Raw genomic sequence first — 22,845 nt, forward strand, 5'->3', positions numbered from 1 at the left:
TTTCGCTCGGGAAAATGCAGACTCAGACGACAAGTGGCCGGTGAGTTCGACATTTCGTACAAGAAAGTGCAGACTCACCACGAAGTTAACTATTGAGCATGATAGTTACTCAAGTAAAACAAACAATTATCGTTTTCTTAGTTGTCAATACAGGTGTACAAACTTGAAAAAGTTATCATATCAATTACTGGTCCCAACCATTACATTATCATGAATCTTTGGTGTATTTATTAGTCAAATCAGTGCGCACAATCAATACATCACACTCAGCTTGACGAATAACGTATTCAGAAACGGAGCCGACAAATATACGTTCAACAGCATTCAGACCTGTAGCGCCAAGCATAATCAAATCGATATCTTCTGCTTCAGGAATTTGTTTTGCGATCATTATTTTAGGAGAACCGTATTCCAGGACTTTTTTTATATGCGTCAAGCCTTCTTTTTCGGCGTATTCCTTGTAATCGTTCAAAGTATTTTTTGCTTCTTCTCGAGCATTGTCAGCAATCGATCCATCAAACGTACTGAATGACTGATAAGCCCGCGTATCAATGACATGAGCAAGAACAAGCACAGCATCGTTTCTTTTAGCTACTTCCACAGCCTTCTTGAAAGCTTTTTCCGCCTGCGATGAACCATCTATAGCTACTAATATTTTATTATATTCTTGTAACATATCAAACACAACCCTTCCTTTTATCTTACTTCTATTATACTGAAAAAGAGAAAAATAACCTAATAAAAAAGAGCCGGGACATAAAAGTCCTGACTCTCTTTACTTATCTAAGTATAAGAAATCCGATGGTGCCGGTTGAATGCCATGTTAGGTTGAACCCGCTATTGGCAGGTGGGCTTCACCAGAAAAATATTTGACTTCCAAGTGATAAGGCATGTCAGCAATTTTTCCTTTAGAATCCCAATGTTTTAATAAAATGTTCGGTCAACACAGTTTGTAGGCATCGCGTACACCTCAGAATTCTTATCCTTATATTATCACTCAGCCGTTATTTAGTCAATGATGAGTGCTCAATAAACACAAATATTTTATTTATTGTCATATCTAGCCAGTTGGTTCTTTAAAGCATTTTCAAATTTAGAAGTTTCTGAAGGTTCGTAATACTTTTTACTTTTTATGCTGTCTGGAAGGTACTGTTGCTTGATCCAATGGTCTTCATGATTATGAGGATATTTATAATTGACGCCGCTGCCCAACTCTTTTGCTCCTTGATAGTGGGCATCTTTAAGATGAGCTGGAATATCTCCGGAAAGACCATTTCTGACATCCTGCAATGCGCTATCTACAGCACTGATAGCACTGTTGGACTTAGGTGATAAGCACATTTCGATCACTGCATTAGCTAAAGGGATGCGCGCTTCAGGAAATCCTATTTTCTCGGCAGCTTCAGCAGCAGTCACAACGCGGGCGACGCCAGCTGGATTGGCTAGACCGATGTCTTCGTAAGCAGTGACGATTAATCGGCGAATAATTACTTTTAATTCTCCTGCTTCAATCAAACGAGCCAGGTAATGAAGAGCGGCGTGGACGTCGCTCCCACGTATGGATTTTTGAAATGCTGAAATAGCGTTGTAATGGGCATCCCCATCTTTATCATGGGTCAAAGATTTTTTTTGTAGGCATTCTTCAGCGATTTCTTTTGTAATAACGATAGAGCCATCTTCGTTAGGTGCTGTTGATTTTACTGCTAATTCTAATGCATTCAAAGCGCTTCTCAAATCTCCCTGAGTTGCACTGGCAAAGTATTCCAGTACATTTTCTTCTACGGTTAGAGAGAAATTACCAAGTCCATTTTCCTCATCATTTATAGCTCTACGCAAAGCAGTCTGAATATCACTGTGCGTTAAAGGCTTTAATTCAAATATTTGTGCCCGACTTCTTATTGCCGGATGGATCGATATATATGGATTTTCAGTCGTCGCACCAATCAGCACGATTCGTCCATTTTCAAGATGGGGGAGTAAAAAGTCCTGTTTTGGTTTATCCAGTCGGTGCACCTCATCAAGCAGTAAGATAACGGTCCCACTCATTTTTGCTTCTTCCACAACGATTTCTAAATCTTTTTTCTTATCAGTGGCTGCGTTCAGTGTTCGGAAGGCATATTTAGTGGAACCGGCTATAGCACTGGCTATGCTCGTCTTTCCTATTCCTGGTGGACCATATAAAATCATAGAAGAAAGTTGTCTTGCCTTTACCATTCTCCAGATAATTTTATTTTCTCCGACAAGATGTGCCTGTCCAACGATGGTATCAATTGATTTTGGCCTCATGCGATAGGCTAATGGTTTGTTCAATCGTATTCTCCTTATAAAAATTGCTTGATTTCGAGTGACATTATTATAGCATTCTTTTTCGGACAATAAAATGTAAGATGACGATGATCGGTGGTCAACAGAGATATATTTGTGTTGGTAAAGGTGTTTTGTGATATGCTATAATTTAATGTGAAAGCTTAATAGATAAGAGGAAGTATAAAATGAATCTAAAAAATATAATTACAAACAACCATCTTGAAGCTCATTTTAAAAAAGGGTATTTTGGCATCGAGAAAGAAGGCCTCAGAACAGATGAAAAAGGTAATCTGGCTATGACTGACCATCCGAAAGCTTTTGGGAGTCGCAGCCATCATCCTTATGTGCAGACAGATTTTAGTGAAGCACAGCTCGAACTGGTCACACCCCCTCAAGAAACCCTAGCGCACCAGTATGAGTGGTTGAAAGCATTACATGATGTGGTCAATCAAACGATTGCTGAAGATGAATTTTTGTGGCCGTTCAGCATGGCAAACATTCTGCCGGAAGAAGCTTGGATACCTATAATAAAAGTAAATGATCAGAGTGAAATGAGATACCGGGAAAAACTTGCGGAAAAATATGGTAAAAAGAAACAGATGATAAGTGGTGTCCACTTTAATTTTTCATTTACAACTGAACTGCTTGATTTGATAAATAAACACAGTGACTCAGATACGACCAGGAGCGAATGGGTAAATGATATCTATCTAAAAATGTCCCGAAACTTTTTCAGATATCAGTGGATCCTGACGTATTTATTTGGGGCTTCCCCAGTCAGTCATCCTTCCTTACTGGATAGTAGTGGAATAGGACCGGTCAGAAGCCTTAGAAACAGTAAATACGGCTATCATAATACATTCAGTAAAAATGTGTCTTATGAATCCATTGAAAATTATATACGTGATATTGAAGAATTAGTTGAAAAAGAGATCTTATATGAGGAAAGAGAATATTATGGATCGTCTCGTTTAAGAGGAACAGGAAAAAATGTTCGACATTTGTTGAATAATGGCACACGTTACGTTGAACTCCGGTCTTTTGACCTCAATCCATTTAATCCAATGGGTTTTTCCTATGAACAATCGTTATTCGTGCATGCATTTTTACTGACAATGGTGTGGATGGATGAGGATAATAGAGACGAAGATATAAAAAGAGGCTTAGAAATGAATGCAGAAACGTCTCTTGAGAATCCTTATAGTTACTCTAAGTTTAAAGAAGAAGGCCTGTCGATTATTGAAAAAGTAAGAGAAACGAGTCAAGAACTAGCTTTAAATGAGGAATACACTCCTGCTATTGATAAAGCGACACACTTATTTCATCACCCAGAAGAAACATTGTCAGCAAAGGTTATGGATAAGTTGAAAAGTAATTATTCGTATATTGAACTTGGAAACGAACTAGGTAAAAAACACAAGCAGCTCTCTATGGAAAAACCATTTCTACTAAGTGGTTTTGAATCGATGGAAATGAGTACGCAACTTTTGATGTTTGATGCTTTACAGTTAGGTATAAAAACAGAAGTCCTTGACGCAAATGATCAGTTCTTAGCTTTTGATTATAAAGGGAAAAAAGAATATGTCAGAAATGGAAATATGACTTCTAAAGATTCTTATATCTCACACTGGATAATGGCAAACAAAACAGTGACAAAAAAACTGCTGAGAAAAAACAACTTTTCTGTTCCTGATGGCAGTGAGTTTTCTGATTTGGAAGAGGCAGAAAATTATTATGACATAGCAACTGAGAAAGCTTTCGTTATAAAACCTAAATCAACAAATTACGGTGTAGGCATCACTATTTTCAAACAGAAGCCAAAAAAAGCCGACTATTTAGAAGCGTTAAACTTTGCTTTCAAAGAAGACGACAGCATTCTTATTGAAGAGTACATTGAAGGGTCAGAATATCGCTTTTTTGTATTGAATGGAAAAGTCGAAGCAGTATTGTTTCGTGAGCCAGCTAATATTGTAGGTGACGGGAAGCACAGTGTTGAAGAATTAATAAACATTAAAAATCAGCACCCTTACCGAGGAGAAAAGCATCGGGCACCATTAGCTAAAATCAATATAGGTGAATTGGAAGCTATGATGCTTAAAGAGCAAGGATATACTTTTGATAGTATTATAGACAAGGATAAAAAAGTGTACCTGCGGGAAAATTCAAATATTTCAACAGGCGGAGATCCGATTGATGTAACTGATGACATGCACGCAAGTTACAAAGTTGTAGCTGAAGAAATCGCACGTACATTGGATGTTAAAGTAACCGGATTGGATCTGATCATTCCGGAACTTTTTAGACCCAGTTCAAAAAACAACAAAGGTTATAGTGTTATCGAAGCAAACTTTAATCCAGCGATGAATATGCATGCTTATGTGGAGAAAGGAAAAGGCAGGCGTTTATCAATGAAAGTGCTGGAAATGTTATATCCCAATGTCGAACTCTCTTAATTTAGAAAGGATAAATGATGAGTGAAACGATTTATTTAGATCATGCGGCCACAACACCCATGCACCCTGAAGTGATAGAAGTTATGTATGAAACGATGAAGAAGCATTTTGGAAATGCGTCAAGCATCCATCAGCTGGGACGTGAAAGCAGAGGAATCATAGAAGAAGCGCGCAGAACATTTGCTGAAAGCATCCACGCTCGATCTCAAGAAATCATTATCACTAGTGGAGGAACAGAAAGTGACAATATAGCCATTTTGAAGTCTGTGGAAAAGCTTAAAGGGAATCATATCATTACAACAGCAATAGAACACCCGGCTGTACTGGAGCCTTTAAAATATTTAAGTGAACAAGGTTATGATATCACTTATCTGCCTGTTAATGAAAAGGGTCAAGTGACTCTTGAACAAATAAAAAATGCCGTCCGGCAAGAGACTGTTCTTGTCTCTATTATGTATGGAAATAATGAAATAGGCAGCCTTATGCCAATACAAGAAATAGGCCAGTATCTAAAAGAAGTTGATCCCAAAATTATATTTCATACGGACGCCGTGCAAGCCTATGGAACTGAAGATATCGATGTTAAAGCGTCTGAAATCGATTTGCTGTCAGTATCAGCGCATAAAATCAATGGACCTAAGGGTATAGGATTTTTATACAAAAGTGACAACATTACTTTGAACCCCCTGATAAGAGGAGGAGAGCAGGAAAAAAATATGCGAGCTGGAACAGAGAACTTGCCGGCAATCGCTGGATTTAAAAAGGCCGTTGAATTGAGAAAAGACAATAAAGAAGAATTAAAAGCGACAAATCTTTATTTTAAAAAATTATTGCTCAGCAAACTGAAAGAAAACCATGTAGACTTCAGTATCAATGGTTCTATCGAAGGAAGTCTGGCACATATAATAAGCCTGCATTTAACAGGTGTCCCATCCAGTAAGCTGCTCATTCACTTGGATTTAGCAAATATAGCAGTCTCTACCGGATCAGCTTGTTCAGCCGGGACTGTGGGTCCAAGTCATGTTTTAACCGCTTTGCATGGTGAAGACGATCCGGCGATAGGAGAGACCTTACGTATAAGCTTTGGCATAGGTGTCAAGGAAGAAGATATAATGAAAACAGTGGATAAAATCAAACAGGCAGTTGTTTTTTTGAAAAACAAAAAAGTATAATAAAATAAATAAGGATAAAAGCCAGCTATAAAGATGTCAAGGAATAAGTTAGATAAGTAGGTGAATATTCCAAATAAATATTCAGATAGTACAGAGAAATTTAATTTTTAAAAAAGGGCAACCCAAAGAAGCCTTTAAAAGGCTGTTTTAAAAAATTAATTATCTTTTAAGTCAGGATTGATATGGATTTCATAGGGCTTTTCTTTTGTCCAAACCGCGAAGATGATATTGACAAGCTTCCGACACACAGCTCCAATAGCTGTTCCATGATGCTTTCCGCGTTTTCGTAAGTTTTGGTAATACAGAGATAGCGCTGGATCACGATTAGAAGCGATGAAGGCCGCTTGCCAAATAGCTCTACGAAGATATGGGGATCCTCGCTTTGAGAGTTTGTTCCTGGTGCCGGTGAAATCACCGGATTGATGAACAGACGCATCTAATCCCGCAAAGGCAAGCAGCTGATTAGGACGTTCAAAGCGGTGAATGTCTCCGACTTCGGAGAGAATTACCGCGGCTGTGACGGGCCCAATGCCTGTAATGGTGGTGAGATATTGGTTTTGAGCGTTAACCAGTTCAGCCATTTCGTTTTCAATCGTTTTTAATTGTTCTTCTAAAAGAAGAATCTGTTGAAGCAGTAATTGAATTTGAAGTTTGTAGACGTCGGTTGCGACACGGATTCCAAAGGATTCTTGAGCCAATTCTCTGAGACGATGGACTTTCTCGGTTGATTTTTTTATGGTTAAACGACCACTGCTGGTTTCGTTCAGAAGGACAATCAACTTCTGAGCGTCAATCTCTAGTAAATCTTCAGGCAAAGGAGATTGAAGTAAGAGTTGAGTCGACGACTTTCCAAACATATCTGAAAAAAGTTTTTCATATTCAGGAAACACTTGGTCTAAAGAGGCAATTACTTTTCTTTTGAGATCAGAAGTTTGGTCAACGATACTATAACGAAAACGGGATAATTGCTTTAAGCGAACAATATCTTCAGAAGGCAAATACGGTTGTTCGGGTAGATCCATTCGAACCACTTGTGCGATTAACACGGCATCAATTGTATCCGTTTTTGTTTTGCGGATATAGAAGTTACGGAGAGTATCAGATTGAATGGGATTAAAAGGAACCACATTAAACTCTAAAGCGGTTAGAAAAGAGAATACAGAAAGCCAATAATGACCAGTCGCCTCTAACCCAATCATAGCGTTATCAGGTAATAAATCATGGCCATTGATGAATTGTAATAACGTTTCACTGCCGGCTTTCGTGTTACTAAACCGTATAGGTTTACCTATGGGCTTTCCTTGTTCGTCAATAATCGCTGCTTCGTGATTTCGTTTACCGATGTCAATACCTACAAAAAACATAAGAATCAACCTTTCTAATAAATATTTAGATAGGGGTTATCCTCTTATACTCTAGGGACGATATATCCTCGTGTGAGATTCAGAAACATTGTTCTATCCAGCTCATACATATACTGTCCGTAGAGAAGAGGCGTCAGTCTTTTTTTGGAAGACATAGCTTCAAGGAGGGAACCTACGACCTCTATCTATACGAAACAAGTATAACTCATTCGAGTTATAGGTTTAAGTCAGCCTTAAATGACAAATATAATAAAAAAGATTAGCCATTTAAGACTAATCTTATTATACGAGGGAGGAAGAAAATTTTGGCGACATATAAAAAAGATCAATTATTGGGCAGCAGTGACTATTATAAGGTGCATGAAGAGGCGAAAAGATACACACTGAGGGATAATGGTTTTGTGGAGAGTAAGAATGGGTCGTTTCAATATGAAAGAACACTTTCTTTGCATACTCAGAATAAAAGTATACCTAAATTGAAAATTGTAGTCTCTAAAGGTATCGATGAGTTGAAGTTATCTGCGGTCACCTCAAATGGCTTGAAAAAAGTGGATTTATATAAATCAGATCAGTTAAAAGAAGAACGTGAATTTGCTGAAGGCATTATCAAGTCCTTAGTTGACGCTAAAGTACTCGAAAAGGTTTAAAGTATTATTGATACAATCTCTCTTGAGTCAATAATCTATAACTAACTCAAAGGTTGGGACGATAATAAGTCCTGACCTTTTTTCTCTGGATCTTTTTTTGATTTTCTTTGAAACTCCCTCCTCCAAAAATGTCTTTGGAGTGATCCAGGATATATAAAATGATGTACGAGTTTGATTCCAAAAGACGTCTCAGGCAAAAATTAAAGATACCTTGTTTATGGTGACTGATGAAAATAGCCCTTGATTTATAAGTTATAGGAAGTATAATAGTACAGACTGGAAACATACGAACCTTCAATTCGTTCAAGTACAGAATTTTTAAAGAAACGATGGTGAAAAAATGTCGAATGCAGAGACAAGAGTAGTCGTAGGTATGAGTGGTGGCGTAGATTCTTCTCTTACTGCTTTACTGCTTAAAGAACAAGGATATGATGTCATCGGGGTTTTTATGAAAAACTGGGATGACACTGATGAAAATGGCGTCTGTACAGCAACAGAGGATTATAAAGATGTCGGCCTTGTGGCAAATAAAATTGGTATCCCTTATTATTCGATCAATTTTGAGGAAGAATATTGGGATAAGGTATTTCAGTATTTTTTAGATGAATATAAAAAAGGACGAACACCAAATCCGGATGTCATGTGTAATAAAGAAATCAAATTCAAAGCATTTCTGGAGTATGCAATGAGTCTTGGGGCCGATTATGTAGCCACAGGTCATTATGCTCGGGTTAAAAGAGATGAGTCTGGTGTGACACATATGCTTCGAGGTGTAGATAATAATAAAGATCAGACATATTTCCTTAACCAGCTGTCTCAAGAACAGTTATCTAAGGTGATGTTCCCATTAGGTGAAATGGATAAAAGCGAAGTAAGAAAAATAGCTGAAGAAGCGGGACTTTCAACAGCGAATAAAAAAGATTCCACCGGTATTTGTTTTATTGGAGAAAAAGATTTCAAAGAGTTTCTGATGAATTACTTGCCGGCGCAACCGGGTAACATGGTCACTGAAGAAGGAAAAGTCATGGGTCGTCATGACGGGTTAATGTATTATACGATCGGTCAGAGAAAAGGTTTAGGTATTGGCGGTACAGGTCAGTCAAATGAACCCTGGTTCGCTATTGGTAAAAATATGGAAAATAATGAGCTGATCGTCGGACAAGGGTTCACTCATCCACATCTTTATGCAACGCATCTAGAGGCGAGTGACTTTTCTTTCACAACTAACAAAACGTATCCTGACTCATTCAGGTGTACCGCCAAGTTTCGATACAGACAACAAGATGCAGCTGTTACTGTTTTTTACGACAGAGAAGAAAATAGTGCTGTAGTGGAATTTGATGAACCGGCCCGTGCTATCACACCAGGACAAGCGATCGTTTTTTATGATGGCGAAGAATGTCTGGGCGGCGGCACGATAGATCGAGCATATAAAGAAAGTAAACAGCTTCAATATATTTAAATAATGAATAAGAGTTGCTCATCAAATGGGTAGCTCTTATTTGTTATGGACTGACATACTGTGTCATATAAAGCCAACGCCAATAAGATAGTTCAGGATTTGATAAAGGTTTTGCTTTGTCTCTTCATTTTCAGTGCACTGTTATGATAAACTAAATCAGGAAGTGATACGTTCACCGAACGGAATTTATTAGAGAAATAAAAAATGAGTAAAGGGGGGGCTTGACGTGCAATACCAGGAAACATCAAACATTATGGCATCTGAAAATTATATTAGTGGAGAAGTAATGACAATATTTTTTAAGAGTCCTTCTAATTATTATAAAGTCATGCTAGTAGAAATAAGCGATACCAATACAGATATAAAAGAATCTCAAACGGTCGTTACTGGTGAGTTTGGTCAAATACAAGAGGGAGACTGCTATAAGTTTTTTGGGAAATGGACTGATCACCCCAAATATGGTCTGCAATTTCAATCTACCAGATACTTAAAAGAAAAACCCTCTACTCAAGAAGCTATCATCACTTACTTGTCCAGTCCTCGCTTTAAAGGGATAGGTAAAAAAACGGCTCAAAAAATAGTGGACAATCTGGGGCTTTCAAGCATTGATAAAATACTTGCTGATGAAACCGTGCTGGATAGTATACAGGGCTTGAATAAAGCAAAAAAAGAAATGATCCTTTCTGTATTAGAAAAAGAGCAGGGGATGCAGAAAGTAATTATTGCGTTAAATAATTACGGTATAACTAATAAACTAGCTTATAAAATATATAAACAATTTGGGGAAGAAACGTTAACTGTGATTCAGTCTGATCCTTACCGGTTAATAGAAGAAATTGAAGGGATTGGATTCAATCGTGCCGATGCTATTGCTGAAGAAATGGAGATTTCAGGTGATGCACCAGAACGAGTGAAAGCAGGCATTATCTATGCGATAGAGGAACACATACTCAAAACGGGCGATACTTTTATAGCCGCAGATTTATTAATGAAAAGCAGTCTTTCGATACTTGAAAAAAGCCGGTCCTTTATTATTGATCCAGATCTTGTTGCTGAAAACATCATTGAACTCCTTGATTCACAAGCTATCATCAAAGATGAAAACCGCTTTTACTTACCGTCTTTATATGCTTCTGAATGGGGGATAGCTAACGGACTGGAACGTTTAAAGATAAACAATGATAAAGAAAAAATAAAAACGTCTATAATTAATAAAAAAATAAAAAAGTTTGAAAAAAGTCGCGGCATTACGTTTGGGGTTTCTCAAAAAGAAGCAATAGTAAGGGCGTTGACCTCCCCAGTTTTCATCTTGACAGGGGGACCGGGTACAGGCAAAACAACGGTATTGGAAGTTATCGTATCTATCTATGCTGAATTAAATGAAATCAGTTTAGAGACATCTGATTATCAAAACGAACCTTTTCCAGTTTTGCTGGCTGCTCCAACGGGTCGTGCAGCTAAACGAATGAAAGAAACGACTGGACTGCCATCAAGTACCATTCATCGACTATTGGGTTTGACGGGATCAGATGATGAGCCATTGCAGGAATCAGATAGAAAGTTAAAAGGTTCACTACTGATTATTGATGAAATGTCAATGGTCGATACCTGGCTGGCTTATCAATTACTAAAATCTATTCCCGATCATATGAAAGTCATCATGGTAGGAGACAAAGATCAGCTTCCATCAGTAGGTCCCGGACAAGTTCTCAGAGATTTAATCTCAAGTGATGAAATAGAAAAAAAAGAACTGACTGAAATATACCGCCAAGACGACGGATCCTCGATCGTGTCTCTGGCACATGAAGTTAAAAAAGGGAAGCTGCCTGACAATTTTTCTGAAAAGAAACAAGATCGTAATTTTTTCCCCTGCCACACCAATCAGGTTGTGGACGTTGTCTCACTGCTCGTAGGGAAAGCAATTGAAAAAGGCTATACAGCTCAAGATATTCAGGTGCTTGCTCCAATTTACAAAGGTGAAGCGGGAATCGATCGCCTCAACACAAAACTTCAAGAGTTGTTTAACCCTAAAAAGCCTGAGGCGAAAGAAGTAGAATTTATGGATAAGGTTTATCGTATAGGAGATAAAGTTTTACAACTTATCAACGATCCTGAAAGAAATGTCTTTAATGGGGATATAGGTATTATAAGGGGTATCGTTTCCAAAAAAGAATCTGAGAATAATACAGAGGAACTCATCATTGACTTTGATGGAAGTGAAGTCAATTATTTGAGAAACGAATGGAATAAAATTACGCTTTCTTACTGCTGTTCTATTCATAAATCTCAAGGTAGTGAATATCCCATGGTGATCCTTCCTGTAGTATATGGATATGGAAGAATGCTGAAAAAAGACATTATCTATACAGCACTTACCCGTGCCAGTCAAACCTTATTGCTGTGTGGGCAGCAAGAAGCATTTTCAAAGAGTATTTCAGAAAACACGACAGAGCGGCAAACATCTTTGGCCAGACGATTGGGAACGCACTCAGAAGAAAAAGAAGTCAGCATAAAGAATAAAGCAAAGACGAAATATATTTTGACTCCTTCAGACGTTGATGCTCACTCTGTGGATCCTATGATCGGCATGAAAGGTGTTAAGCCTTGAAAAAGCGGACACACAGCTGCATATATTTTAGAAATTAAATCCAAAAAGGATGTGTGGTCAATTTGAAGGAAAGCTTATGTACATCCTTGTCAATAAGTTCGCCATCGTATTGACCATACTGAGGAGTATAGATCACTAGATCACAAGCTGTTATTCGGTGGCTGTGCAGCTTTTTATGTTCTAAATGTTTTTTAGTGGTGAACAAAGAGAACAAAATAGTAAATAATTCCCAGATGGTTACTTTTTCAGCTATGATCAAATCGATGAACCCATCTGACGGATCAGCCTCTGGATGAATTGAAATTCCACCACCGAAAAATTTGTTATTCGTACAGACAACAAGTAATGTCTGTCCATAGACATAGGTCTGATCAGGTGTTTTCAGTTTAAGGGGGAAAGCTTTTTGAGAAAAATAAGCAGATAAAATAGACAAAAGATAAGATGATTTTCCAATGATCTGTTTATTTTTATTCTTTCCTAATTTATTCATCACCATACCATCTAGTCCAAAACCGATACTGTTTACGGCTACGATGGTTTTTTGATTTGCTGTCTCTGTAATCACATCAAGTAGCGTAGGTTCTTTTGTTTTCAATATATTATGGATAGAATCTTTGAATGTGAGCGGCAACTTCAACGAGCGAGCGAAGTCGTTTCCTGAACCAGTCGGTATATAAGCAAGTGGGATCGGATGTGTGGTTTCGGTTTCTAATAATCCCTCCAAAACTTCATTCAAAGTTCCATCGCCTCCCACAGCAACAATGAGGCTTTCTGCCTTCTTGTTTTTCGCTAAATCCTCTGTCAATAGAATTGCATGTTTCGAATGACTGGTTGGGTGTATCTCATAAGTGCAATCAAAATTTTGCATCGACTTATGTAATGTGGATACTGTTTTTTTTCCACTTCCGGAAAATTCATTAACGATAAAAATCAAGTGTCTATTAGTCATATAATCACCAAACTTATTTTAATAACATTAGTATACTTGAAATACAGCTTCAAAAGAAAGTATGGAAGAATTAAATATATTGAATGAGCGCTTGTAAATTTGATACTCAAAATGTTAGAATAGCTCGAGTTAAATGATTTAAAGGAGGAGTTAAATGTTACGCATAGCAAAAAAGTACACACTGAGTTTGGTTGATTATGTCTATATTATTTTTGGCTCATTTTTAGCGGCAGTTTCATTCCAGGTATTTCTCTTACCCAATAATATCGTATCAGGAGGTGTAACAGGTCTGTCTGTATCAGCCAATGCCGTTTTTGGATGGGATCCTGCATTTTTTCAGTATGGACTGAATATTCCACTGCTGATTTTTTGCTTTGTGGCATTAGGAAAAGAAGCAGGGTATAAAACGATATTAAGCAGCCTGCTTCTGCCTTTTTTCCTGAGTTTTATCGGTGACTGGGATCCAGTTACAAAAGAACCGCTGCTGGCTGCAATATTTGGTGGGGGAGTGACAGGATTAGGTATCGGAATCGTTTTTCGAGCTAAATCATCCACAGGAGGAACAAGTATCCTTATACAAGTCCTCTATCAGTATTTACACCTTCCTCTTGGGATCAGTACATTATTAGTAGATGGAGTCGTCATTTTAGTTGCTTTGCTTGTATTTGATGCTGAAACTGTAATGTTCTCAATGATCGCATTGTACATAGTTTCTCGAACCATCGACTTAGTACAGCTTGGATTCAACCGGAATAAAAATGTTTTCATTATATCCGACAACCCCGGAGATATCAGAGACGAAATTTTACATTCAATGGAACGTGGTGTGACGAACTTAGGTATCCGCGGAGGTTATGGGAATTCGGATAAAGATATGCTTATGGCGGTTATACAAGAAAGAGAATTCACTTTACTCAAAGAAGTGGTACTCAAAGCAGATGCAGATGCTTTTGTTGTTGCTATGCCAGCGAGTGAAGTACTGGGGCGCGGCTTTTCACTGCACAAATATTTTCCAGTAAATGAAACAGAATGGACAGATGAAAAGTAAAATCAAATCGATTATCGTTGAAGCTTTTTAAGCAGTTCTGATCAGTGGGGTGTATAAAACATTGACTATTCAACTGGTTTGCGCTATAATTTTATCATTCATAAAAGGACATGCTAAAGCGTGAATAAAGAGAGATATTCACATGGTGAAAGAATATCCTACACTTTAGTGCTACCTTTAAAACCTTTATACGAAAGTATAACGTTACTTGGCGTTAACAAGTCTAAAGAGGTAATGACTGACTGAATAAGTTATTGCAAACAAGGTGGTACCGCGACTACTCGTCCTTGTCTGTAGTGATTTATTCAGTTTTTTTGTATTACTGTTTATTTAAAAGGAGAAATTAAAAATGAAAAAATTATCAAGTTCAGAATTAAGGCAACTATTTCTAGATTTTTTCAAAGAAAAAGGTCATCACATTGAAAAAAGCGCCTCGCTCGTTCCAGTTGAGGATCCGACATTACTTTGGATAAACTCTGGGGTAGCTACAATGAAAAAATATTTTGACGGATCTGTTAAGCCAGAGAACCCAAGAATTGCCAGTTCTCAAAAGAGTATTCGAACGAATGATATTGAAAACGTCGGCGTAACAGCAAGACATCACACATTATTTGAAATGCTGGGTAACTTTTCGATCGGAGATTATTTTAAAGAAGAAGCAATCGAATGGGCATGGGAATTTTTAACAGGAGAAAAATGGCTGGCACTGGATCCCAAAAAGCTTTATATCACAGTCTATCCTGAAGATGTAGAAACATATTCGATCTGGCGAGATAAAATTGGGGTGGCTGAATCACATCTTATTCAAGAAGAAGGAAACTTCTGGGATATAGGAGAAGGTCCATGTGGCCCGGATACGGAAATATTTTTTGATAGAGGAGAAGCATTCAGTAATCTTCCGGAAGGCCATGAGGAAAATTATCCGGGCGGGGAGAATGAACGCTGGCTTGAAATATGGAATCTGGTTTTTTCAGAATTCAATCATAAAGCAGATGATACGTACGCTCCTTTACCTAACAAAAATATTGATACGGGGATGGGACTTGAACGTATCGTTTCAGTTATGCAAAATGCTCCAACGAATTTTGAAACAGACCTTTTCATGCCGATCATTCATAAAGTAGAAAAATTATCCGGAAAAAATTATGAAAAAGAGAAGAATAAAGTCAGTTTCAAAGTCATTGCTGATCACATCCGGACACTGGTTTTTGCTATCAGTGATGGTGCGTTACCTTCAAATGAAGGGCGTGGCTATGTTTTAAGACGATTGCTTAGAAGAAGTGTTATGCACGGCAGAAGATTATCAATTGAAAAACCATTTTTGACTCAATTAGTTCCTGTTGTAGTGGAAATCATGGGGGTTTATTATCCAGAGGTAAGTGAAAACAGTAACCTCATTGAAAAAGTCATCTTGAGTGAGGAAAAAAGATTCCACGAAACGCTCTCAGACGGATTGAATAAGGTGAAAGAGATCGTAGAAGAGTTAAAAGCAAATGGACAATCAGAAATCTCAGGTAAGGATGTTTTTCAATTATATGATACCTATGGTTTTCCTTTAGAGTTAACAGAGGAAGTCGTTGAAGAAGAAGACATTACTATAAATTACACAGAGTTTGAGGTAGAAATGCAAAAACAGCGGGAACGTGCCCGTTCTGCACGACAAGCTGAAAATTCTATGGCGGTTCAATCTTCATTGTTGAGTGAAGTATCTGTGGATAGTGCGTTTATCGGTTATGATCACGATGAGGCATCAAGTGAACTGATTAAATTGATTAAAAATGATGCGTTCGTCGAAGAAGCTGAGCCAGGAGAAGCTGTTCGACTTATATTCAACGAAAGTCCTTTCTACGCTGAAAAAGGAGGACAGGTGGGGGATACGGGCCTTGTTCTGGATAAAGATAATAATGTCATGGCTGAAGTATTAAATGTCAAGTCAGGACCAGAGGGGCAACCCATACATGAAGTTAAAGTCAGAAATAAATTACACAATAACAACACATACCACCTTATCATAGATAAGCATAGGAGGAGACTTATTGAGCGTAATCACACAGCCACTCACTTGTTGCATCAGGCTTTAAAAGATATTCTTGGCAGTCATGTCAATCAGGCAGGCTCATTAGTAGAAGACAGCCAGCTGAGGTTTGACTTTACACATTTCAATCAAGTCACTGAAAAAGAACTGAAAGAAATGGAAAAGCAAGTCAATCAGAAAATACTGGAAAATATTAGCGTAGAAACGGTGGAAACCACCATAGACAAGGCTAAAGAGATGGGTGCGATCGCTTTGTTCGGGGAAAAATATGGCAAGCATGTTCGTGTCATTTCAATAAATGATTATTCCAAAGAATTATGTGGCGGGACACATGTCAAAACCACTTCTGAGATCGGATTATTCAAGATTTTATCTGAATCAGGGATAGGTGCAGGGACGCGCCGCATCATTGCTCGGACGAGTCAAGGAGCTTATCAATGGATCGATGAACAGTTGAGCGTTTTGAACCAAACGACGAAATTAATGAAACTGCAGTCATTGAATGAGCTGCCGGTCAAAGTGGAAGGTCTGCAGAAGGAACTGAAAGATATCAATCAAATGAATGAGTCACTGTCTGCCAAACTAGCTGAAGCTCAAGCGGAAGATACCTTCAAAAATATTTCAACAGTTGAAGGCTTCACAGTTATTGCTGAAGAAATTAAAGCCAAAGATATGAATCAACTGCGAAAACTGGCCGATAAATGGAAACAGAACGATTACTCAGATATATTGGTTCTTGGTCTTAGAAACGAAGGTAAAGTGAATCTGATTGCCGCATTGACTGAAAAAGCAACCCAGAATAATTTGAAAGCGAAAGATTTGATCAAAACAATTTCACCATATATAAAAGGTGGCGGAGGCGGTCGCGATGATTTTGCTCAAGCGGGAGGAAAGAATCCTGAAGGACTTGAGAAAGCTCTGCAGTCTGTATCAACATGGATAGAAGCAACTCTTTAAACGATAACCTGTCAAATAAATATAGTTATTCTAGGAAGTCTTCCTGGACACATTGTACTTTGATTTGATTTCTAGTAAAATGGTTACAATGGAATTAATAATGAATAGAGTAAGTAATATATTTGTTCATATTAAAAGACGGAGGGAAAATCAGATGACTTCAAATGATCATACTGTTCGATTTAGTGTAGATAATGTGGAAGAACACGATGTAGAAGAAACATTGAGACTTGTCTATAAAGCGTTGGAGGAAAAAGGATATAATCCCATCAATCAAATAGTCGGTTACCTTTTATCAGGAGATCCAGCTTATATACCAAGGCATAACGATGCTCGTAATTTAATCAAACGTCATGAACGAGATGAAGTGCTGGATGAACTTGTGACACGATATATCGAGACAAAAAAATAAGATGCGGATAATGGGCCTGGATGTCGGTTCTAAAACTGTAGGCGTAGCGGTCAGTGATTACTTCGGCTGGACCGCACAGGGAATAGAAACGATAAAAATAAATGAATCCAAAGAAGAATTTGGTTTGGATCGCATAGATGAACTTATCAAAGAATATGAAGTCGATTCTTTCGTTGTGGGCTTACCTAAGAATATGGACGGCTCGATCGGGGAACGTGCGGAAATCTCAATGGAATATGGAAATAAAATCGAAGAACGCTTTGATTTGCCTGTAGTGTATGTTGATGAGCGATTAACTACTATGCAGGCTAATCGAATGTTGATCGAAGAGGGGAACACGTCACGAAGAAAAAGAAAAAAAGTTATCGATAAACTCGCTGCTGTAATGATATTACAAAATTATTTGGATCAGCAAGCGAATAATAAAGGAGGAATTAATTGTGACCAATGATCACACACACGAGCATGACCACGATCACGAACACATTACTATTATAGATGAAGAGGGCAATGAAGAATTATACGAAATCCTTTTTACATTTGAGTCAGAAGATTTTGATAAATCATATGTGCTGGTATATCCAGCTGGAACTGGCGAAGGCGATGAGGTTGAATTGTCTGCATTCTCCTATAAAGAGTCAGAAGGTGGCCTGGAAGGCACCCTAAGTTCCATTGATTCAGATGAAGAATGGGAAATGGTCGAAGAAGTGTTGAATACTTTTATCAGCGAAGAAGAAGAATAACTAAAACATCGGTCAGAAAGATGGATATTATATGGTGAGTCACTTTCATTAAGAGTCTTATATGAAAGCCCCACGACTATCCATCTTTTTTCGTGCAGCGATCTTAGTTATTATTTTTTCAGTGAGTGAAAGGAAACGGAAAAAGTGAATTGAAAATAGAATTAGCTTTTCTAAACTTATTATATTGTGTATAATGACTAAGATAATGATCTAAATAAAAAAGGATGGAACATTCGTGCCTGATAAAAATTCAACAAAAACGGTCAGAAAAATTGTATTAAGTATTGTCTCAATTTTAATTATCCTGATTATCGTACTTTTTGTATCGGGATATAAATATTATACTTCGTCACTGGAACCTTTGGATCCAGAAAGCAATACTGATGTTCCGATAGAAATCCCCATCGGCTCATCACGCACAGATATTGCACGTATTCTTGAAGAAAATGACATTATAAAGAGTGCCTTTGTCTTCAACTACCATTTAAGATTTTCCGGTGAAGAAGGGTTTCAGGCAGGATATTATCTGTTTTCCCCTTCAATGTCTACAGAGGAGATTGTAACCCAGCTTCAAGAGGGGGGCACACCGATCATGGAAGAGTCAGCAGGAAAGCTGACGATACCTGAAGGATTCACGGTGGAGCAAGTCGCAATCGTTATTGAACAGCAGACCGATTATTCAGTGGATGATTTCTTTGAGCTAATCGAAAGCGATGATTTTCTAGAAGCAAAGGCGGAAGAATATCCAGAACTTCTTGACAAGGCTATGGAAGTCAAAGATGACACTTTGTACACACTGGAAGGATATCTTTATCCTGCTACCTATGAATTCTTAGATGACACATCATTAGATGGACTAATCACTCAAATGATCGATCGTATGGATCAGGTCTTGAATGAACATTATACGGAAATAGAAAATAAAGAAACAACGGTGCACAATATTTTGACCTTGGCTTCTTTTGTGGAACGTGAAGGGATAACCTATGAAGACCGGGAGAAAATCGCAGGTGTCTTTTATAATCGGCTGAATGAGGGAATGCCGCTCCAAACCGATGTAAGTGTTACTTACGCTCTAGGCGAGCACCAGGAAAGAATAACTTATGATGATTTAGATGTTGATTCTCCTTATAACCTGTATGAATACAGAGGACTTGGACCGGGGCCAGTTAATAATCCATCTGAGGATGCCATATTAGCTACACTTTATCCAGCTGAAACTGATTATATGTACTTCCTCGCTGATCTATCAACAAGAGAAGTCTATTTTTCAGAAACCTACGAACAGCACCTGGAATATAAAAATAAATATTTGAAATAGTAAATAAAAGCATTGAGTCTTTATCGGCTCAGTGCTTTTGTTCAGATAAATAAGCCGGTAGTTAAAGAAAGAAGGAGTAGTGTAATGAATAAAAATCAGAAAAACAAGCCGATCGTTATCGGAGTAACGGGTGGTTCGGGAAGCGGAAAAACAAGCGTCAGCCAGGCCATTTATAATTATTTTCCAGGGAAATCAATCATGATGCTCGAACAGGACTCTTACTATAAAAACCAGGATCATTTAAGTTTTGAAGAACGTTTAAAGACGAACTACGACCATCCTTTTGCCTTTGACACAGAATTGATTATAGAACATCTACATGACTTGTTGAATTATAAAAAAATCAATAAGCCCGTATATGACTATACCCGTCACACACGGAGTGAAGAAACAGTTGTACAAGAACCGAAAGAAGTCATTATACTGGAGGGTATTTTAATTCTTGAAGATGCCAGGTTGAGAGATTTGATGGATATCAAAGTCTATGTCGATACGGATGATGACATCAGAATTATACGCCGCATCAAGCGTGACATTGAAGAACGTGGCAGAACACTAGATAATGTCATTGAACAATATCTGACGGTGGTAAAACCAATGCATACTCAGTTTATTGAACCTACAAAAAAATATGCTGATATTATTATTCCTGAAGGCGGAAGAAATCAAGTAGCCATTGATTTAATGACCACGAAAATACATACCATCTTTCAGGAACGCTCTTTGTAAAGTAAATCTTTAATTTATAAAAACGCTTTACAAGCTTTAATGTTCGTGGTATCTTAATTGCATTGAATAATTAGTGAGTAAAAAATCTAATGATATACAAAATTTTACATTACTAAAGAATTTTATGAGGTGAGTAGAAGTGGTGACAGAAAAAGTTTATCCAATGACGATTCAAGGAAAAGAAAAATTGGAAAATGAATTGAAAGAATTAAAAACTGTAAAAAGAAAAGAAGTTGTTGAGCGCATTAAAATTGCGAGAGGATTTGGCGATTTATCAGAGAACTCAGAATATGAGTCAGCCAAAGATGAGCAGGCCTTTATCGAAGGACGTATAAGTACATTAGAAAATATGCTTCAGAACGCTGAAATCATTGACAGTTCTAAATCAAAAGAGGGCGAGGTCACTTTAGGCCGTACGGTTATATTTAAAGAGCTGCCTGACGGTATCCTTGAAGAATACGCGATAGTAGGTAAAGCCGAAGCTGATCCTTTTTCAGGTAAAATTTCAAATGAATCACCGATAGCTCAAGCGCTTTTAGGTAAAAAAGTTGGAGATAAAGTAGATATAGAAACACCTGGTGGGACAATGTCAGTGGAAATCACTAAAGTGGTATAAATGAAAAGCTGAAAGTAATCAGTAATATGCACATAAAGGATTTTCTTGTGATCTATCTTTAAAGTGGTGTAAAAGAGTTAAAAAGGTTGTAAGTTTTATAACCTTTTTAACTCTTTTTTAAGTGTTAACTTTTAAAGATGATTTTTAATCAGACTTAAGACCTATTTTCAATAGAAGTGATGCTATTTTGTCTTGATTTCTATATAATTGTGATAGGTTGAGTAAAGGAGAGAGAGAATGAGTAACTATGCTTTTAAAGCTGTACTAACAGTACTATTCATATGGCTATTATATCAAATCGTTCATAATCCGATTTTTTTCATATTTCTTTTGTTAGCTCTGTTATTCTTCAGTTTATATAATACTTCTAAAGATAAACAAAAACATATAAAATACTTTTGGATAAGTCTTGTATTCTTTATTAGTTCATTTATTTTTACCAGTGCTTTTTGGATATTGCTTTTACTGTTTCTGCTCTTTCAATTAAGTTCAGATGAAAAGCTGCTTGATACTGTCCGTGACCCATTCTTTCGAAAAAAACAATATTGGCGTGATAAAGAATATATTTCAATACAGTGGAGCGAAGTTGAAAAAACTGAATTAAAGTTGTATCGTAATAAATGGCTTGGTGATGACGCCGTAGGAAAAGATATTTTCAAATGGGAAGATCATAATCATCAGAAATTAATAGGGGATACCTTTTTCGATTTAGGAAATACTATTCTACCAATAAAAGAAAATATTCTCATGGTTAGAAAAGGATTCGGAGACACCAAGCTCTTTATACCTAAAGATGTTGCACTGTCGCTCAACGTCAATATTATATTAGGAAAACTTATTATTGATGGGGAAGTCTTTGATTTGAAGAATGAGACTGTAAAATGGCAAACAGAAAACTATGACACTGCTTTGCGAAAAATAAAAGTCGTCTGCAGCACAGTTATAGGAGAAATTGAGGTAGTTTATTTATGAAAAATACCTTTTCTCAATTAATCAAGTTTTTTCTATTATTTCTTTTTATGTTTTTATTCATTACAGCTTTGATTTTACTGTCTTTATCTCCAGAAAAAGCGCTCTTTGCTTTATATGAGACTGATATCATTGGTATTCCTTTGCTCTTTTTTCTCATTTTGTTCTCTTTTGTTCTAGCTGTAATAACGCTGACATATTTGAGGACTTTTGAGAAAAAAAAACTGAGAAAAGTAGAAGAAGGCCTGAGAATGATGAGCCAAGGACATTATTCAGCTTCTATTTTTCTTGACATGTACTCTTTAGATACACCCCTTCAAATCAATGAAGATATTGATCGTCAGTTTTTGAAACTGCATGAAAAACTGATGTTCATGGCTGATGAAGCATTGAAAAATGCTGAAGAAGATAAAATACTTAATGAAGAAACAAAAAACGATATACTTGAGAATGAACGTAAACGTATCGCAAGAGAGTTACATGATTCTGTATCTCAGCAGTTATTTGCTGCATCAATGATGTTATCCGCTGTTAATCAGCAAGTCGAAGATATCCCAGAATCCTTAGCGAACCAATTAAAGATGGTAGAAGAAACAATCAATGCTTCTCAAACTGAAATGCGGGCGCTGCTTTTACACCTGAGACCGGTTCAATTGGATGGCAAATCTTTAAAACAGGGGATAGAGAACCTTCTTAAGGAATTAACATCTAAAATTGATGTGGAGATCCATTATGAGATTGAAAAAACGACAATGCCAATCATTATGGAGGATCATTTTTTCCGTATAGTACAGGAGTTGCTGTCAAATGTGTTGAGACATGCAAAAGCAAAAGTTTTAGAAGTATATTTAACACAAAATAAAAATATGATTCAATTGAGAGTTAATGATGATGGTGTTGGTTTTAATGTCAATGATCAAAAGTCAGGCAGTTATGGCTTACATAACATAAAAGAGAGAATAGAAGGCATGGGTGGAAGTGTCAATGTTGTGTCACTCCCAGACTTTGGAACCCGTATAGAAATAAATGTACCTTTAATATTAGGAGAGTGAT

At 37.2% G+C, this 22,845-nt stretch carries 19 protein-coding genes and 1 other RNA gene; 15 read left to right on the plus strand and 5 right to left on the minus strand.

The genetic code is table 11. The features are described 5' to 3' along the window. Positions 1-208: 208 nt before the first annotated feature. From AKA01nite_RS05440 to AKA01nite_RS05450, 3 genes are all read right to left on the minus strand, one after another. On the minus strand, positions 209-676 hold the full coding sequence (locus AKA01nite_RS05440) for a universal stress protein (RefSeq protein ID WP_146924310.1): 468 nt from the start codon (positions 674-676) through the stop codon (positions 209-211). A gap of 115 nt (positions 677-791) precedes the next feature. Then, a non-coding RNA gene (gene ssrS, locus AKA01nite_RS05445) (6S RNA) lies at positions 792-980 on the minus strand. Between the two features lie 64 nt (positions 981-1,044). Then, positions 1,045-2,310 carry a replication-associated recombination protein A gene (locus tag AKA01nite_RS05450; protein ID WP_146924311.1) on the minus strand — a complete coding sequence of 422 codons (1,266 nt, stop codon included), beginning with the start codon at positions 2,308-2,310 and terminating at the stop codon, positions 1,045-1,047. Positions 2,311-2,492: 182 nt separating this feature from the next. Between AKA01nite_RS05450 and gshAB the strand changes: the two genes are divergently transcribed. After that, positions 2,493-4,760: a bifunctional glutamate--cysteine ligase GshA/glutathione synthetase GshB gene (gene gshAB, locus AKA01nite_RS05455; RefSeq protein WP_146924312.1), complete on the plus strand. Its 2,268-nt coding sequence runs from the start codon at positions 2,493-2,495 to the stop codon at positions 4,758-4,760. Between the two features lie 17 nt (positions 4,761-4,777). Beyond that, positions 4,778-5,932, plus strand: coding sequence for a cysteine desulfurase family protein (locus AKA01nite_RS05460; RefSeq protein ID WP_146924313.1), 1,155 nt, complete (start codon positions 4,778-4,780; stop codon positions 5,930-5,932). Positions 5,933-6,087: 155 nt separating this feature from the next. Here AKA01nite_RS05460 and AKA01nite_RS05465 read toward each other — a convergent pair whose 3' ends face one another. After that, positions 6,088-7,296, minus strand: a complete 1,209-nt coding sequence (locus AKA01nite_RS05465) for an IS110 family RNA-guided transposase (protein WP_146924314.1) — start codon at positions 7,294-7,296, stop codon at positions 6,088-6,090. A gap of 305 nt (positions 7,297-7,601) precedes the next feature. Between AKA01nite_RS05465 and AKA01nite_RS05470 the strand changes: the two genes are divergently transcribed. The 3 genes from AKA01nite_RS05470 to recD2 all read left to right on the plus strand — a co-directional run bounded on the left by AKA01nite_RS05470 (position 7,602) and on the right by recD2 (position 12,013). Continuing rightward, on the plus strand, positions 7,602-7,943 hold the full coding sequence (locus tag AKA01nite_RS05470) for a hypothetical protein (RefSeq protein WP_146924315.1): 342 nt from the start codon (positions 7,602-7,604) through the stop codon (positions 7,941-7,943). A 340-nt stretch (positions 7,944-8,283) separates the two neighbouring features. Then, positions 8,284-9,405, plus strand: coding sequence for a tRNA 2-thiouridine(34) synthase MnmA (mnmA, locus tag AKA01nite_RS05475; protein ID WP_146924316.1), 1,122 nt, complete (start codon positions 8,284-8,286; stop codon positions 9,403-9,405). Between the two features lie 253 nt (positions 9,406-9,658). Further along, positions 9,659-12,013: an SF1B family DNA helicase RecD2 gene (gene recD2 / locus AKA01nite_RS05480; protein ID WP_146924347.1), complete on the plus strand. Its 2,355-nt coding sequence runs from the start codon at positions 9,659-9,661 to the stop codon at positions 12,011-12,013. Between the two features lie 34 nt (positions 12,014-12,047). Here recD2 and AKA01nite_RS05485 read toward each other — a convergent pair whose 3' ends face one another. Beyond that, positions 12,048-12,962, minus strand: coding sequence for a diacylglycerol/lipid kinase family protein (locus AKA01nite_RS05485; RefSeq protein WP_146924317.1), 915 nt, complete (start codon positions 12,960-12,962; stop codon positions 12,048-12,050). A 154-nt stretch (positions 12,963-13,116) separates the two neighbouring features. Here AKA01nite_RS05485 and AKA01nite_RS05490 point away from each other — a divergent pair, with 154 nt between their 5' ends. The 10 genes from AKA01nite_RS05490 to AKA01nite_RS05535 all read left to right on the plus strand — a co-directional run bounded on the left by AKA01nite_RS05490 (position 13,117) and on the right by AKA01nite_RS05535 (position 22,844). Then, positions 13,117-14,010, plus strand: coding sequence for a YitT family protein (locus tag AKA01nite_RS05490; RefSeq protein WP_146924318.1), 894 nt, complete (start codon positions 13,117-13,119; stop codon positions 14,008-14,010). 349 nt (positions 14,011-14,359) lie between these two features. Beyond that, on the plus strand, positions 14,360-17,002 hold the full coding sequence (gene alaS / locus AKA01nite_RS05495; RefSeq protein ID WP_146924319.1) for an alanine--tRNA ligase: 2,643 nt from the start codon (positions 14,360-14,362) through the stop codon (positions 17,000-17,002). Positions 17,003-17,156: 154 nt separating this feature from the next. Continuing rightward, complete coding sequence (locus AKA01nite_RS05500; RefSeq protein WP_146924320.1) at positions 17,157-17,414, plus strand: IreB family regulatory phosphoprotein; 258 nt, start codon at positions 17,157-17,159, stop codon at positions 17,412-17,414. Between the two features lies 1 nt (position 17,415). Next, positions 17,416-17,865 (plus strand): Holliday junction resolvase RuvX, encoded by a 450-nt coding sequence (gene ruvX / locus AKA01nite_RS05505; RefSeq protein ID WP_146924321.1) that lies wholly within the window; start codon positions 17,416-17,418, stop codon positions 17,863-17,865. Beyond that, the gene (locus AKA01nite_RS05510) at positions 17,855-18,157 is read left to right on the plus strand and encodes a DUF1292 domain-containing protein (RefSeq protein WP_146924322.1); all 303 of its coding nucleotides are present in this window, start codon (positions 17,855-17,857) and stop codon (positions 18,155-18,157) included. Before ruvX ends, AKA01nite_RS05510 begins: the two co-directional genes overlap by 11 nt. Before the next feature lie 235 nt (positions 18,158-18,392). Further along, positions 18,393-19,478, plus strand: coding sequence for an endolytic transglycosylase MltG (gene mltG, locus AKA01nite_RS05515; RefSeq protein WP_146924323.1), 1,086 nt, complete (start codon positions 18,393-18,395; stop codon positions 19,476-19,478). An 84-nt stretch (positions 19,479-19,562) separates the two neighbouring features. Then, a complete protein-coding gene (udk, locus tag AKA01nite_RS05520) occupies positions 19,563-20,207 on the plus strand; it encodes a uridine kinase (protein ID WP_146924324.1) in 645 nt (214 codons plus the stop codon). A 142-nt stretch (positions 20,208-20,349) separates the two neighbouring features. Then, positions 20,350-20,823, plus strand: a complete 474-nt coding sequence (gene greA / locus AKA01nite_RS05525) for a transcription elongation factor GreA (RefSeq protein ID WP_146924348.1) — start codon at positions 20,350-20,352, stop codon at positions 20,821-20,823. Positions 20,824-21,060: 237 nt separating this feature from the next. Next, the gene (gene liaF / locus AKA01nite_RS05530) at positions 21,061-21,795 is read left to right on the plus strand and encodes a cell wall-active antibiotics response protein LiaF (RefSeq protein ID WP_146924325.1); all 735 of its coding nucleotides are present in this window, start codon (positions 21,061-21,063) and stop codon (positions 21,793-21,795) included. Continuing rightward, positions 21,792-22,844, plus strand: a complete 1,053-nt coding sequence (locus tag AKA01nite_RS05535; RefSeq protein WP_186805109.1) for a sensor histidine kinase — start codon at positions 21,792-21,794, stop codon at positions 22,842-22,844. The genes liaF and AKA01nite_RS05535 overlap by 4 nt, the downstream gene beginning before the upstream one ends. Position 22,845 lies beyond the last annotated feature (1 nt).

Origin of the sequence: Alkalibacterium kapii (assembly GCF_007988865.1) — a bacterium.
GTDB lineage: Bacteria > Bacillota > Bacilli > Lactobacillales > Carnobacteriaceae_A > Alkalibacterium > Alkalibacterium kapii.